At 68.7% G+C, this 14,165-nt stretch carries 14 protein-coding genes; 9 read left to right on the top strand and 5 right to left on the bottom strand.

From position 1 onward, the window contains the following. Positions 1–115: 115 nt before the first annotated feature. A complete protein-coding gene (locus ABZ272_RS22915) occupies positions 116–1,666 on the bottom strand; it encodes a gluconokinase (RefSeq protein WP_355051963.1) in 1,551 nt (516 codons plus the stop codon). A 138-nt stretch (positions 1,667–1,804) separates the two neighbouring features. On the opposite strand from ABZ272_RS22915, the gene ABZ272_RS22910 reads away from it, so the two are divergent. From ABZ272_RS22910 to ABZ272_RS22895, 4 genes are all read left to right on the top strand, one after another. Then, positions 1,805–2,941, top strand: a complete 1,137-nt coding sequence (locus ABZ272_RS22910) for a hypothetical protein (RefSeq protein WP_355051962.1) — start codon at positions 1,805–1,807, stop codon at positions 2,939–2,941. A 45-nt stretch (positions 2,942–2,986) separates the two neighbouring features. After that, complete coding sequence (locus ABZ272_RS22905) at positions 2,987–3,532, top strand: hypothetical protein (RefSeq protein ID WP_355051961.1); 546 nt, start codon at positions 2,987–2,989, stop codon at positions 3,530–3,532. A 252-nt stretch (positions 3,533–3,784) separates the two neighbouring features. Then, positions 3,785–4,921 (top strand): epoxide hydrolase family protein, encoded by a 1,137-nt coding sequence (locus tag ABZ272_RS22900; protein WP_355051960.1) that lies wholly within the window; start codon positions 3,785–3,787, stop codon positions 4,919–4,921. A gap of 156 nt (positions 4,922–5,077) precedes the next feature. Further along, positions 5,078–6,292: a hypothetical protein gene (locus tag ABZ272_RS22895; RefSeq protein WP_355051959.1), complete on the top strand. Its 1,215-nt coding sequence runs from the start codon at positions 5,078–5,080 to the stop codon at positions 6,290–6,292. A gap of 30 nt (positions 6,293–6,322) precedes the next feature. On the opposite strand, the gene ABZ272_RS22890 is transcribed toward ABZ272_RS22895, so the two are convergent. Then, on the bottom strand, positions 6,323–6,760 hold the full coding sequence (locus tag ABZ272_RS22890) for a VOC family protein (RefSeq protein ID WP_355051958.1): 438 nt from the start codon (positions 6,758–6,760) through the stop codon (positions 6,323–6,325). Positions 6,761–7,001: 241 nt separating this feature from the next. Between ABZ272_RS22890 and ABZ272_RS22885 the strand changes: the two genes are divergently transcribed. The 4 genes from ABZ272_RS22885 (at position 7,002) to ABZ272_RS22870 (ending at position 10,039) form a co-directional block, all read left to right on the top strand. Beyond that, positions 7,002–7,346, top strand: coding sequence for a helix-turn-helix transcriptional regulator (locus ABZ272_RS22885; RefSeq protein ID WP_355051957.1), 345 nt, complete (start codon positions 7,002–7,004; stop codon positions 7,344–7,346). A gap of 64 nt (positions 7,347–7,410) precedes the next feature. After that, entirely contained in the window at positions 7,411–8,565 is a 1,155-nt protein-coding gene (gene dcm, locus ABZ272_RS22880) for a DNA (cytosine-5-)-methyltransferase (RefSeq protein WP_355051956.1), read from the top strand. Positions 8,566–8,576: 11 nt separating this feature from the next. Continuing rightward, complete coding sequence (locus ABZ272_RS22875) at positions 8,577–9,056, top strand: very short patch repair endonuclease (RefSeq protein ID WP_355051955.1); 480 nt, start codon at positions 8,577–8,579, stop codon at positions 9,054–9,056. 206 nt (positions 9,057–9,262) lie between these two features. Continuing rightward, the gene (locus ABZ272_RS22870) at positions 9,263–10,039 is read left to right on the top strand and encodes a GIY-YIG nuclease family protein (protein WP_355051954.1); all 777 of its coding nucleotides are present in this window, start codon (positions 9,263–9,265) and stop codon (positions 10,037–10,039) included. 42 nt (positions 10,040–10,081) lie between these two features. On the opposite strand, the gene ABZ272_RS22865 is transcribed toward ABZ272_RS22870, so the two are convergent. From ABZ272_RS22865 to ABZ272_RS22855, 3 genes are all read right to left on the bottom strand, one after another. Next, positions 10,082–10,657 (bottom strand): GNAT family N-acetyltransferase, encoded by a 576-nt coding sequence (locus ABZ272_RS22865; RefSeq protein WP_355051953.1) that lies wholly within the window; start codon positions 10,655–10,657, stop codon positions 10,082–10,084. Then, positions 10,657–12,213, bottom strand: coding sequence for a helix-turn-helix transcriptional regulator (locus ABZ272_RS22860; protein ID WP_355051952.1), 1,557 nt, complete (start codon positions 12,211–12,213; stop codon positions 10,657–10,659). Before ABZ272_RS22860 ends, ABZ272_RS22865 begins: the two co-directional genes overlap by 1 nt. A gap of 62 nt (positions 12,214–12,275) precedes the next feature. Further along, on the bottom strand, positions 12,276–12,794 hold the full coding sequence (locus tag ABZ272_RS22855; RefSeq protein WP_355051951.1) for a flavoprotein: 519 nt from the start codon (positions 12,792–12,794) through the stop codon (positions 12,276–12,278). A 215-nt stretch (positions 12,795–13,009) separates the two neighbouring features. Between ABZ272_RS22855 and ABZ272_RS22850 the strand changes: the two genes are divergently transcribed. Then, complete coding sequence (locus tag ABZ272_RS22850; RefSeq protein WP_355051950.1) at positions 13,010–14,116, top strand: FAD-binding oxidoreductase; 1,107 nt, start codon at positions 13,010–13,012, stop codon at positions 14,114–14,116. Positions 14,117–14,165 lie beyond the last annotated feature (49 nt).

Raw genomic sequence — 14,165 nt, 5'->3', positions numbered from 1 at the left:
GCCGCCGCTGACCGAGCCCGCCGCCGATCGAGCCCGCCGCTGACCGAGCCCGCCGCCGATCGAGCGGCCGCTGATCGAGCCGGCGGCCGAGCGCGCCGGCCGCCGAGCGAGCTGGCTACATCGGCGGTCCGGGGGTGGGCGGCTCAGCGGGCAGGCCGGGCGCCAGGCGGCGCATCGACGTGAAGGTCGGCACCAGCGCCTCGTACAGCTCGGCGAAGAGCGGCAGCAGCGCCGCGTAGGTGGCGGCGGCGGCCGGGTCGGGACGGATGGTCTCCTCCATCTGGACCAGGTCGGCGGCGACGTCGATGCTGGGGATCAGGCCCAGCGCCTGCATGCCGAGCAGCGCCGCGCCGAAGCTCGACCCCTCGCGGCCGGCGGGGAAGCTCACCGGCATGCCGAGCACGTCGGCGAGCATCTGTCGCCACAGGCCACTACGGGCGAAGCCGCCACCGGCCCGGATCTCGCGCACCTCGTTGCCGGCGGCGCGGACCGAGGTGAGGACCAGTGCGAGCTGCTGGCAGACCCCCTCCATGGCGGCCCGGACGAGGTGTTCGCGGCGGTGCCCGTGGGTCAGCCCGACGTACGCGCCGCGGGGCAGGGCGCTCCAGTGTGGAGCGCGTTCGCTATGCAGGTAGGGCAGCATGATGAGCCCGCCCGAGCCGACGGGCGCCCGGGCCGCCAGGGCGACCAGGTCCTCCTCGGGGTGCTCGCCCAAGTCCGGCGCGAGCGCGGCGCCCGCCCACTTGAGGACGATGCCGCCGTTGTTGATCGCGCCACCGACCGCCCAGCGGTTCTCGGTCAGCGCGTAGCAGAACACTCCGCCCAGCGGGTCGACGCCGGGGCGCTCGACCATGACCCGCATCGCGCCGCTGGTGCCGATCGAGCAGGCGACCATGCCGGGGTGCACCGCGCCCAGGCCCAGGTTGGCCAACGGCCCGTCGCCCGCCCCGACCACCACGGGCGTGCGCTGCGGCACGCCGATGGCGTCGGCGGCCCGCGCGGTGAGGCCGGGCAGGACGGCGGTGGTGGCGACCAGTCGGGGCAACCGCTCCTCGGTGACGCCGGCGATGGTCAGCGCCTCGGCGTCCCACTCGAGGGTATGGACGTCCATCAGGCCGGTGGCCGAGGCTATCGAGTGGTCGGTGACCAGTTCTCCACAGAGTCGTAGCAGCACCCAGTCCTTGATACCGACCCAGTGCGTGACGCGTTCGAAGAGCTTGGGTTCCTGCTCGGCGAACCAGAGCAGCTTGGGCAGCGGCGACATCGGGTGCATGGGCGTACCCGTGCGCCGGTGCAACGCCAGCCCGGACGGCACCGCCCGCAGCCGCTCGGCCTGCCGGGTGGCCCGGGAGTCGGCCCAGGTCACCGACGGCGTGAGCGGGTTGCCGGCCGCGTCCAGGCCGATGAGGCTGTGCATGGCGGAGCAGAACGCGAGGCCGGAGATCGGCGCGGCCAACTCGGCCACCACGGTCCGGAGCGACTCGACGACGGCGGCGAGGATCACCTCCGGGTTCTGCTCGGCGTACCCGGGGTGCGGGTCGTCCAGGGGATAGCCGACGGAGTGGCTGGCGATCAGCCGCCCGTCGGTGTCGTACGCCATGCTCTTGGTGCTCGTGGTGCCGATGTCGATCCCGATCACCACACCGGGCGGGGTGTCTGGCGGCATGACCGTCAGTATCGCCCTATCGTCCGGGTTGGTCCGCCGTTCGGGTAGTTCGCCCGTCCTGGCGTGTCCCGGCCGGCCGTCACAACTGTTAATCCGAGTGCACCCCAGATTGGTGGCCTACGCGGCGAAGGAGTCGGCGTGGCAAAGACTGATTCGACGGGTTCCACATGGCGGTACCGCTGGGCGCAGCGGCAGAACGTGCGGCGGGTCAGCACCTACCGCGGCGCGGAGACGGCCTGGCGGCGACGCGACGACGAGTTACGGCGGCTGCGCGCCCTGGCTGCCGACTTCCACGGTTCCGCCGCGGCCGGCGCGGGCCTTCCACTGGAACTCCTCGACGACGAGGTGGTGCTGTGGGCGCTGCCCGCCGCGCAACTGGTCGAGGTGCGTCACACGGCCGTGCTGCCCGCGCCGGACCTGACGGTCGCCGTGCCGGCCGCGCCGCTGCGGCCGCGCCGACCCGACGGCGTCCGCGTCACCGACGCCGGCATGGCCGTCATCACCAGCCGTCGGTTGGTGCTGCTGGGCGGGCGCGGTCGGCGCGACTGGGCGTACGGCCGGATCACCGGGCTGGCCCACGACCCGGTGGGGCCGGTCACCCTGATCCAGGTGCTGGACCGACGGCGTACCTCCGGACTGTTGCTCCCCACCGACGCGGCGGCGGACTTCCGGTTCAAGCTGACGCTGGCCTTCGCCGACTCGATCGAGCAGCGCGCTGCGGTGCTCGCCCAGCTCGACGAGCTGATCGCGGAGCATCACCAGCTCAAGCCGTTCCGGCCAGCGGTGGCCACCCCGGCGCAGGCCCGGCTCTCCGCGCTCGTGCCCGGCGGTCGCCGGTCGATCGCGGTGGCGGCGGCGGTCGCGCTGCTCGTACCGGCGGCGCTCTTCGAATCGAACCCGTCGGACCCGACCGGGGGCGCGGAGGTCGCCGTTGCGGCCACGCCGGCACCGGCCGGCAGCGCGCCTCCCGTGCTGCTGCGGCCGGCGGTCCCGCCGCCCGCGCCCAAGCGGAAGCCGTCGCCACGCCCGTCGCCGAGCGCGACGTCCGGGCCGCGCTGCGGGGCGCCGGAGAACCCCCTGGGGTACGACTTCTGCGGCGGTACGCGCATTCGCCGGCCGGCCGTCGAGGTGTGCGACTGGTTCGACTGCGTGCCGCAGTTCTGGGCGGGCCGGGGCTACCTCGTGCAGTGCCGGGACGGCTCGGTCAGCCTCGCGGGTGGCCGGGCGGGCGCGTGTGCCGAGCACCGGGGCGTCCGGCGGACCGTCACGAAGTAGCGCGTTTTGACCCGAACGCTCGTTCAGGTCAGTCAGACTGATCGAGTGGAGATCCGTTCCGACGACGGTGCCCGGGTGCGGATCCGCCCGGTCGGCTACCAGCCCGGCATCGACCCGCCCGACGACCCCGAGCTGGCGGCGCCGGGCTGGCAGGACTGGCTGCTCATCGAGGTGGACGCCCGCACCGCCGACGGTCAGCTCTGGTCGCACCACTACCCGAGCCTGCTCGTCGAGGAGGCCCGCGCGCTGGGCAGTTGGCTGCACGGCCAGGCGGCGGCGGCCGGCGGTCCGAACCCGCCACCGGCGATGGTCCGCTTCACCGAACCGAACCTGGCGCTGCGTACCCGGGTGATCCGTCGACGTCGGCTGGAACTGATCGTCGAGTTCTCCGCCGAGTCGCTGCCCCCGTGGATGCGCCGGCCGGCCACCGCCATCTACCCGCTGGTCCTCACCGTCTCCGCCGACGCCCTCGCCGTCGCCGCCGCCCAGTGGGTCGGGCACTGCGAGGCGTACCCGCCGCGGACGCGATCGCGGTTCCCGGCCGACGACCCGCTGCTCGGCTCCCTGTCGCGTCGGCGGCGAGCGGGCTGATCCCCGGCTTCCGTCGACGTCCGCAAGGTCTTCGAGATGCCGGAAGTGGGCATGCCGCAAGCCTGAGCCGACCAAGCCGCGCCGCCACCTCAGCGTTCAGGTGGCGGCGCGGGCTTGTGTAGGGTGATCGTCGTCAGCCATGAGAGGAGGTGAGCCCGGTGACCAACCATCGTCATTCCTGGGCGCTCCTTTCGGCCGTCCCCCTCAGCTGACCTCTCGCGTCGGGGAGCGCCCTCCTTCACCGGAGGACAAATGTCTGTCTCCTCGTTCCGCATCGACGTCCCCGCTGCGGTTTTCGACGACCTGCGGGCTCGACTGGCCCGTACCCGCTTCACCGACCGCAGCGGTACCCGACCGTGGCAGGGCGGCGTCGATCCCGACTACCTGCGGGACCTGGTGTCCTACTGGCACGACGGGTTCGACTGGTCAGCTCGCCAAGCCGAGCTCAACGCGTACCCCCAGCACCTGGCCGTCGTCGGCGGCCGCAAGCTGCACTTCCTGCATGTCCGGGGCGCGCGCCCGGCCGGCGCGCCCGCGCCGTTGCCGCTGATCCTCAGCCACGGCTGGCCCAGCAGCTTCGTCGAGATGCTGCCGCTGGTCGACCGGCTGACCGACCCCCACCGGCGCGGCGGCGCGTTCGACGTGGTGGTGCCCTCCCTGCCCGGCTTCGGCTTCTCGGAGACACCGGACGAGCCGGTGACCCGGGCGCTGCTGGCCCGGAGGCTGCACGAGCTGATGACCGACGTGCTCGGCTACGAACGCTACGGCGCCTTCGGCGGTGACGTCGGGGGAGTGGTCACCGGCTGGCTCGGCGCCCTCTACCCGCAGCAGGTGGCCGGCATCCACATGATTCATCCACCGTTCCCGGCCAGCTTCGACGCCCACCCGCTGTCGCCGGCCGAGCAGGCGTTCCTGGACGCCGAGGCCGCCTACGACGAGACCGACGGCGGCTACAGCGCCATCATGGGTACCCGCCCGGACACCCTGGCAGCGGCGCTCGCCGACTCACCCGCCGGGCTGGCCGCGTGGCTCGTCGACAAGTACCGGGACTGGAGCGACAACCACGGTGACCTGGCGAACAGCATCGACCGGGACACCCTGCTCACCATCATCACGCTGTACTGGGTGACGGGCACGATCGGCTCTTCGTTCCGGCAGTACGCCGACTTCGACCACAACACGCCACGACCCGACATCACCGTGCCCGCCGCGTTTACGGTGAGCACCGAACCCTCGCAGGCGAACCTTCCCCGCTCGATCGCCGAGCGGGCCTGCACCGACATCCGGCATTGGAGCGAACCGGGCCGGGGCGGACACTTCATGCCGCTGGAGGAGCCCGATCTGCTGGCCGGTGAACTGACGCAGTTCTTCACCTCGCTGCGTTCGTAGTGCTGTCTCGGCGGCTGCTCCGGCTCACCCTGAGCGGCCGCCGGCAGCGGGCTACGCCCTGCGCCCCGTCAATACTCTCCTTTCGGGCGCAACGGGATGCATCGATCCCGGTCGCGTTGCCTGTCACGTACGTGAGCGGTTGTACCGCGTGTGACCGTGACCTCTGTGGCCCACTCCCCCTGGCGGACCGCCTGGGCCGAGCGCGAGAACGAGCGCCGGCAGCGCGCGTACCGGCACGCCACCGACGCCTGGCAGCGCCGCGAGGACCACCTGGTCCGGCTCCGCATCGAAGCCGCCAGCTTCCTCGGGTGTACGCAGCCCCGCACCGGCCTACCGGTGGAGCTCGACGACGACGAACTCGTCTTCCGCGTCCTTCCCGTCGCCACGCTTGTCGAGGCCGAGGCGCGACACGTCCCCGGGCTGCCCACGCCGGGCCCATGTTCCTTCGCTGAGCCGTCTTCCGAGGCACTGCCGCCAGGCCTGCGGGTCGTTGACACCGGCATGGCCGTGGTGACCAGTCGACGGGTGGCCTTCGGCGGTCGGGAGCACCGGCGTGAGTGGCGGTACGACGACCTGATCGGCACCGCCCACCACCCCGACGTCCCGATCACCCTGCTGCCCGACCGCAGTCGACTTGACGGGCTGCTGGTCCCGGCCGGTACCGTCGTGAACTTCCGCTTCTATCTCACCCTCGCGACCAGCGAGGATCGCGCCGCCGCCGTCGCCCAGATCGACGCTCTGCTGGCCGCCCACCGGGCCGCCCCGCCCGCGCCTCCTCTGGTGGTGGGGCCCGACGACGCGCCGCCGACGGCGGTACGCCCCGACCGGCGCGCGGTCGGTGCCGCCGCCGTCGCCGCTGTGGTGTTCGTGACGCTCGGACCGGGCGCTCTGGGCCCTGGCGCGTCAGGGTCCGTCGGCCCGGTGCCCTCGGCGGAGACCGTCGCGTTGGACCTGCCGAGGGCCGGGGCGTCCCTCGTGCCGCTCGGGCTCGTCGGGCCGGTGCCACCCAGGACGCGGATCGGCTCGGCCGTGAGCGCCGTATCGACCGCCCCTCCGGCCTCGACTGTCCGGCCGGCGGCCCCGACAGATGTCTCTACGGTGGTGCCCCCTGTCGTAGCGGTGGCGCTGCCACCGGCCGCCGCGCCGACCGTCGTTCCGACCCCCTCGGCGAGTGCGGTGCCGACGCCCGTCCCGCCCACGGATCCGCCCGCGTCAGCCCTGCCGACGTCGCCCGTCGCGTCGGCCTCCCCAACGCCGACTGCAACGGCTACGCCTACGCCTTCGCCGGAACCGGAGGTGCTGGCTATCTGTCTGGACGCTCTTCAGCTGCCGGTGCTGGACCCGCTGCTCTGCCCGTCCCCGGCGCCGTGATCGGCGTCATCGCTGTTTGCTGCCGCTTGCTCAGTTCATGGCGCTGAAGTCGGGGACGGTGAGGGAGCCGTCCTCCGCGAGGGTGAAGCCCGGGTTCCAGGCGATCTCCCACAGGTGACCGTCCGGGTCGGCGAAGTAGCCGGCATAGCCGCCGTAGAAGGTCTCCTCGGCCGGCTTGGTTACCGTCGCGCCAGCCTTGGTCGCGGTGGCGATCACCTCGTCGACTTCGGCTTGGGAGCGGACGTTCTGGGCGAGGGTCACCCCGCCGAAGCCGTCGGTGCCCGGGTCATCGATGTTGGCGTCGGCGGCGAGCTTGTCGCGGCTCCAGAGGACGAGGGCCAGGCCGCCGGCCTGGATGAAGACCGTCCCCTCGACCTCCTGGCCCCGCCAGCCGAGCTGCTCGTAGAACGTCTTCGCGCGAGCCACGTCCGCGACTCCCAGGGTGATGAGGCTGATCCGCTGTTCCATGGTTCGTAACCTAACCCGCTCTCCCCGAAGACGCGGAAGGCCGCAGCCCGGGTTGTGGCTGGGCAGCGGACGACCACGACTGAGGGAGCTGTGCCGAGGTTGAGTTCATAGACGAAACGCGGCCAACGGGCTTCCCCGAGAGCAATCCAAGCCATAGCATCGACGCTATAAGTCGGTTCTGGCTCGCGGTGTTCCAGGGTGAGCAAGCCGTGTCGGCGCATCGTAGACGAGGAGCAGAGCGGTGAGTGATCGCTTGGATTGGAGTGACCTCCGCGAACGCCGGATGTCCGATCCGAGGACGGCAAGAACCTACGAGGCCACGCGCATCGCCTTCGAGCTTGGTCGGGAAGTGCGTCAACTGCGTGAGGGGCACGGCTGGAGCCAGAGTCAACTGGCCCGAGCTGCAGGCATGACCCAGTCCGCAGTGGCCCGCTTCGAAGCGGGGGGCACCGTGCCGACCCTGCCGGTCCTGCTGCGCCTCGCCGGGGCGCTGGAACACAGGCTGGACGTCAGGTTCATGCCGAGTTCGGGCGTTGCGCACAACGACTTTCGGCATGCGAGCGGTCACAAGGAGTCGAACAGGTGATCGAATCATCACAGATGAGTGTCGCGCCTCGGGGTTACGTCCCGGGCGCCTATAGGCTGCAGCGATGATGGGCGAGGGGGGAAACATGGACAGCGCGCCCGTCCGGGCAGCAGAATTTTTTGCTGGGATTGGACTCGTCCGAACCGCTCTTGAGCGCGTGAAGGGCGCTCAGGTGCAGGTTGTGTGGGCGAACGACATCAAGCAGGCTAAGTACAACGCGTACGCCGCCAACTTTCCTGATGCTGAAGATCACTTCATTGTTCGGGATATCCGGCAAGTCGAAGCTATGGACCTGCCGCAAGGGATTGAGCTGGCAACAAGCAGCTTCCCATGCATCGACCTTTCTTTGGCCGGCAACAGGCGTGGCTTGGTTGGCGAGCAGTCGGGGATGTTCTGGGAGTTTGCCAAGATCGTCGAAGGCATGTCGCCCCGACCTTCAGTGGTTCTCCTTGAGAACGTTCACGGTTTCGCTACAAGTCATGGTGGTAATGACCTCGCCGCCGCTCTAGCTAGGTTGTCGAAGCTCGGCTACTCACTCGATGTGCTCGCGATCGACGCTCGGCACTTTGTGCCGCAGTCTCGACCGCGGATGTTCATCGTCGGTATTCAGAAAGACAAGCTGCCGGCCTCTGCGCCCCAGGAGCTTCCGCCGATCAGCGATGTGCGACCTGCATGGGTGCAAGCCATCCACAAGAAGCACCGTGAGACGCTGGATATGCATTACATGCGCCTCCCGGCTCTGCCGGAGGGGCCGCAGGACTTGGACGGCTTTGTCGAAACAGAAGTCGCTGGCAACCTATGGTGGACCGAGGACCGCGTAGCAGCTTTCATCGGTTCTCTTAGCGAACTTCAAAAGGCTCGTTTCGACGCTCTCGTAGGGGCGGACGCGATCAGCTACAGAACTGCCTACCGCCGCACGCGGCAAGGGGTCGCAGTGTGGGAACTGCGCAAGGACAGCATCGCCGGGTGTCTCAGGACTACGGGGGGTGGATCAAGCAAACAAGCGCTGATCCGGTTGGGTAACGGCAGTAGAGCGATCCGATGGATGACGCCGCGGGAGTACGCCAATCTCATGGGTGCCCACGACTACAAGCTTCTTGCCGGCACCCCAAACCAACAGCTATTCGGATTTGGTGACGCTGTCGTCGTAGACGTCGTTGAGTGGCTTGGCAACAATTACCTGCTGCCAGTTCTGCGTCCGAACAACGGGAGTGAGTAGCGGTCGTCGACGTGAAGGGCAGCGAAGAGCGGTTACCCCCTACGCCACCGCCGTCATCGGCCTCGCGTGCCATGAAGTCCAACAAGAGTACCAACACAAAGCCTGAGTTGGCACTCCGCCGGCAGCTCTTTCGTAGAGGATTGCGCTACCGAGTCGGCTACCGAGTCGTATTGCCGGAGCGCGCGGTCCGGCCGGATATCGTTTTCACCCGTCACAAGCTGGCGGTTTTTGTCGACGGCTGCTTCTGGCACGGCTGCCCGCAGCATTGCAGGATGCCGTCCGATCCCAGCGGGTACTGGCATCAAAAAATCGACCGTAACCGTAAGCGGGACGTAACGGTAACTGAGGTGCTAGGCACCGCTGGCTGGACCGTCTTTCGGGTATGGGAGCACGAGTCGGCGGAAGCGGTGGCCGAGGCTATTCATGCTGCTCTGGTCTCCAGCGCCTCAGCGAAGCGTCGAAGCGCCACCACGCCCCGCCAAGTTCGTTAGTGGATCTTGTTCCCAGGTTGAAAATCTCACGCACTGATGTGGGATGCGGGCGCAGCGATCGGTGGTGTCGCTAATCCGACAACGGCTGCCACCAGGGCAAACGGTCATGCATGGCTGTCGCGCCACGTCTGTCTTTAAGTGTTGAGACGCTAGCTCGTAGACTGCTGCCTCGCTTCACGAATCCCGAAGAAATCGAGGTATGCCAAGTGGCAAGTCGCGGCGTCGCATCGTATAACGAGCCGGATCACCAGCCGCCCGTGAAAAGCTCTCTGCCGACTAAGTTCGTCCAAGGCTTCCGGCAGCTACTTAAAGATGCGCTCGGGTCGACGGATGCCGCTAGCGGCAGGCAGTTGCGTAAGTGCATCGGCGTGTATGGTTTCTACGACTACGATGGTGAGCCGATCTACGTCGGTCAGACGTTGGAGAGCTTCGGAATTCGTATCGGCAGGCATATGACCGGCCAGCGAAGCGACACCCTGGCCTACAGAATTCTGGACCCCTTCGAGGTGGCTGAGGTGGAGTTCTGGCCAACCGAGGACTTGCGCAACGATGGTAGCAGAAAAGCCAAAATCGACGCTGTGGAATATTCGGCATATAGATGGGCTATCGATCACTCAAAATATGGAGCGATCCTGAATGAAAAGATTCCGCCGGTCTCCGCGATCGTGGGACTACCGCGTTCCTATCGCTTCAACCTGGTGCCTGAGAACATGCGGGAGGAGCGCGAGCACCCAGACGTTCGTATTGCTCGCCGCGCCGAAACCTTAGCCAGGGTTTCAGCCGTTGCCCACGAGCGCGGTGAGGTCTCGCCCGGTCTGCGGCGAGTCATCGTGATTCAGGCTGTCCGCCTTGCCGATCTAGCGGCTGCGCGAATGGCTTACGCGGAAGGCCGAGTGAGGCCGTCTCCTAGCGCCATCAACGTGAATGCTCTAGTCGGTAACGTCCTTGAAGAGTCAAGTGTCGACGATGCGTCTGACGAGTAAGTCCTCTGCAAGAGTGCCTATTTCGGCAGATCTTCGGTGCACTTAGGGCGTTCTGTTTTTTCGCAAGGGCGGGGGGTGGGAGGAGTTGACGTCGAGAACGAGCACATCGAAGGTCGGCGCGTTCTCCCACCCCGGCCGAAGTCTGGTTACCTTGGCATAGCCCCAGGAGCGGTACGCGGTCTGAGCGGCGACATTGTCCGGCCGGACCAGCAGCGTGTTTCGTTGCTCCGTGCGGGCCGCGATCAACTCGTCGTGCAGCCTCCCAGCGATGCCCCAACGTCGCCAAGCAGGGTGGACCATCAGCTCGCTTATTGCGAACGTGCGTGTCCCGTCCTCGTCGGTGAAACCAGGCGTTACCGGGCCGTGGATGCCCTCCCACCACCGCGTCTCGGTGGGTAGCGGAAATCCGTAGATGTAGCCAACCAGACTCCCGTCCACCTCGGCGGTGACCAGCTCCCACGCCATTCGCTGCATGTGCAGGTCGAGCTGACGCCGGTAGCGGTCCTCGCTGTGGAGCTCGCCTCCGACCGCGTAGACCTCCAGATAGAGACTCACGAGCTGGTCAAGGATGTTTGTGGCCTCTTCGGCGTCGCGATGGCGGAGCTGCACACCCTCCATCACACGGTCACTGCTCGGTCGTATGCGTCGACGAATTCGCGGGTCGTCGCGGTGGCATCCTGTGGTGCCGCAAGCTTCGCCCGCACCTGCGCAAGATTCCGGCTCACTCGCCCCGAATTCATCTGGCTCACCGCCGGCAGGACATCCAGGGCGATGCGCGCCGCCTCGTTGGTGTCACCCTGCTGGTACGCCGCGTCGGCGAGGTCGATCGTGTAGAGGACCTGGTTGCGCCGATAGCCCGGCGATGGGTTAACAGTGATCGCGCGGAACGACGCAGCGGCGCGTTCGGGTCTACCCAGGGCGAGGTAGGAAAGTCCCTGGATGCCGTTCAACTCCTGCTCGTCCACGAATTCGACAAACCCTGGGTCGTCGTCGTGCGGCCCGCGATCCAGCTCGCGACGAGCCTTTGTCATCTCCCGACTGAACCCGTTTGCGTCCCTAAGCACGGCGTAAGCGTGTGCCTTCCGCAGGTGCAGCAACGTGCTGAGTCGAGGCGTGCCCCATCCGGCAGAGACGCGCATCGCCGCCTCGGCGCAGTGCAATGACTCGCCCGGTTGGCTCTCGCGTAGTAACAGAGACAGCAGTGCCATTGCTCTCACCTCCACCCGTGGATCGTCGGCGATGCGGGCGCGTGTGATGGCCTCGTTGAGGAAAGGGCGGGCTTCCGGACGGCGTTCGGCGTCAATGGCGAGCCATGCCGCCTGGATGCCGAGGTCAGCCAGGGCGCCTTGCAGGGCGTCCCCGACCTCTCGGCTGTAGTTCGCCTTGGCGGCCCAGGCCGACAGCCGGGCGTGCACCTGGATGGCGACGTCGCAGAGTTGGTCGGCTCCTACTGCGGCATCTGCCTGCCGGAGGTCGTTGACCAGTGAGCCGGCCAGCCGCACCTGTTCCATGCCGATGTTCCCAGGTGCGTCGGTAGGGCTTGTGAGCAAGTAGGGATGGCCCGCCGCGGCGAGTCCGGTGAGCGCGGCCAGGATGTTGAAGCGTCGGCGGTCCGTGACGCCACCCCCTTGGCTTGATGCCTGCTCCACGTTAACCGCCACGGCTGCTGGATCGTCTCGTTCGATCACCTGATCGTCGCCATGTGCGCTATTTGCTTCGCCACCGAAGGGGCTCGCATCGGTCCAGCAATGCTGGCCGGGAAGGCGAAACCAGAGAGTGCCCGCCGGTATCCCGAGGAGCTTCGCCCAGTGCGCCAACCGGTCCAGGTGGACCATCGGCGGGCCGTTCTCCACCCGACTCAACTGCGCCTGCGTGATTCCCAACCATCCCGCCACCACGCTCTGCGGCAACGCGACCCGCCCGTGGTACGGATGGCAGCGGTACGCCCGGATCACCCGCCCCAGATGCCGCTCGGCCAGCGCGAGTCGCACCGGTTCGTGGTCCCAGAAGCTCGCCGGTACCACCGGCGGCGCGCTCAGCCGGTCCCGCTCGGCGGCCTGGCACGGCGTACACCGTCCGGTGTCGTTGTCCCGGGCCAGCCGTCCGCCGCATCGAGGGCAGTTCGCGTGTGTCACCGGCGGCTCCGTCCGCTTCGCCTCATCGAGCGTATCCATTGAACACGCTGCGTGGAGCGCTGGTATACGCCCGACGCATATAGCCAATGGACGGCACCCTTTCAGGACGGGCGCGCCGCCCGCAGCGCCTCGACGACCACGCCCCACCGCCCCGGCCCGTTCACCGCGTTCAGCGGCTTTCCGTCCGCCACGACCACGCCGGCTGCGCGCAGCACCTCCAGGTGACCGGCATAGGCGGGGTGTGCGGCCAACTCTTCCTTGGTGTGCGGGAACGCGATGATCGGCAGCCCCGCGCCCAGCGACTCGTTGAGGACCCCGAGCGCCAGCGTGTCGTTGATGCCCAACGCCCACTTGGTCACGGTGTTGAAGGTGATCGGGGCGGCCACCACCACATCGGCGGGCGGGTGGGGCTCGGGGTCGCCGGGCATCCGCCATTCCACGCGTACCAGATAGCCGGTTTTCTCTTGCAACGCCGCCCGGTCGAGCCATGGCGCGGCGGTCGGGCTGACGATCATGCAGACCCGCCAGCCGTCGGCGATCAGGAGGTCGACCAGCTCGTCGATGTTTTCCGCCGGACCCGCGGCGCAGACGACCAGGTACAGCACCGGGCGTTCCGTCATGCCCGCAGTCTGCCCGATTCGGCAGCCGCGGCGTGGAGCGCATACCGATCGCGTATGTCGTCGACGATCACCGTGGCATGCCGTCGTGCCTGGTCAGGCGCGACAGTCGGTGCCTGGCCCGGGGCGGGTGTCCGGCCTCGGAGTTGCGCCGGCCCTCAACGGCGCAGCTCCTCCCGCCCCGGTGCCAGCCCACGATTCAACGACTTGGAGCCGGTATGCGCACCGTGATCGACGACGACCACCCGGCCCCCGCGAGTCTGGCCGCTGCCTGGGAGTCGGTCGACGTGCGGGCCGCCGCCGACTTCTGGTGCACGGTCGAAGACCGCCGGACCGGGCTGCTCCCACGCCGCGACGCGCCGCTGTTCTTCACCGCGCTGGGCCGCCTCCTGGTCGGCGGCGACGACCCGGCGAATCGGGCGGCGCTGCTGCGGGTACTCGGCCGCGCGTACCGTCACCTCGACCTGCTCCCGCACGCCACCACCATCGGCGACGCGCTGCTCGCGACCGTGGCCCGCCACGCCCAGCCAGTGTGGACGCCGCAGCTCACCGTCGTCGCCGAGCACGCCCTGTGCCGCGCCACGCACGCCATCCGCCGCGCCGCCGCGCACGCCGGCGACGGCCCGGCCTGGTGGCACGTCGAGGTCATCGGCCACGATCGGCCGTCGCCCGACATCGCCATCCTGACGGTACGCCCCATGCGGCGACTGCCGTTGCAGCCAGGTCACGCCGTGCCGGTCTGCACGCCGCGGCTGCCCGGGCACTGGCGCTGGCTGTCGCCGGCCAACGCCCCACGCGCGGACGGCACCGTCGAGCTGCACGTCCGCGCCGTACCCGCCGGCACCGTCTCCCACCACCTGGTTCATCGGGTACGCCCCGGCGAGCTGCTCTGGCTCGGCCCACCCGTCGACACCGGGCTGAGCCTCGACCCGGCGGGTACGAACGACCTGCTGCTCGTCGCCGGTGGTACCGGGCTGGCGCCGCTGCGCGCCCTGGTGGAGCAGGTCGCCGCCGCACCGAACGGTCGGCGGGTGACGCTTGTCGTCGGCGTGCGCACGTTCATCGACCTGTACGACGCGGTCGCCCTCGACAAGCTTCAGTGCGCCCACGACTGGCTGACGATTGTGCCGGCCCTCTCCGACGACCCCTGCGCCGAGCCGGACGAGCAGGGCGACGCCCTGACCATCGCCCTCGACCATCACCAGCCCGGCCAGGACATCTACGTCTGCGGCCCACCCGCGATGGTGGCCGACGCGCGGTCACGGCTGTGCGCCCTCGACATCCCCGCCGCCCGCATCCACCTGCCCAAAGGCTTCATCCGCTGACCGCCGTCTACTGTGGCCCGCTCGTGGTCGTTATGCCGGACGTTCTCGT

This window comes from Micromonospora sp. NPDC005979, from assembly GCF_040614415.1.
GTDB lineage: Bacteria > Actinomycetota > Actinomycetes > Mycobacteriales > Micromonosporaceae > Micromonospora.
This window is presented reverse-complemented; position numbering and strand designations above follow the sequence as displayed.

Excerpts from the sequence above, each read along its gene's own strand:
- ABZ272_RS22900 (WP_355051960.1), top strand. The coding sequence starts at position 3,785 with ATGTCTGTCTCCTCGTTCCGCATCGACGTCCCCGCTGCGGTTTTCGAC.
- ABZ272_RS22860 (WP_355051952.1), bottom strand. The coding sequence starts at position 12,213 with ATGGATACGCTCGATGAGGCGAAGCGGACGGAGCCGCCGGTGACACAC.
- ABZ272_RS22850 (WP_355051950.1), top strand. The coding sequence starts at position 13,010 with ATGCGCACCGTGATCGACGACGACCACCCGGCCCCCGCGAGTCTGGCC.
- dcm (WP_355051956.1), top strand. The coding sequence starts at position 7,411 with ATGATGGGCGAGGGGGGAAACATGGACAGCGCGCCCGTCCGGGCAGCA.
- ABZ272_RS22865 (WP_355051953.1), bottom strand. The coding sequence starts at position 10,657 with ATGGAGGGTGTGCAGCTCCGCCATCGCGACGCCGAAGAGGCCACAAAC.
- ABZ272_RS22855 (WP_355051951.1), bottom strand. The coding sequence starts at position 12,794 with ATGACGGAACGCCCGGTGCTGTACCTGGTCGTCTGCGCCGCGGGTCCG.
- ABZ272_RS22915 (WP_355051963.1), bottom strand. The coding sequence starts at position 1,666 with ATGCCGCCAGACACCCCGCCCGGTGTGGTGATCGGGATCGACATCGGC.
- ABZ272_RS22890 (WP_355051958.1), bottom strand. The coding sequence starts at position 6,760 with ATGGAACAGCGGATCAGCCTCATCACCCTGGGAGTCGCGGACGTGGCT.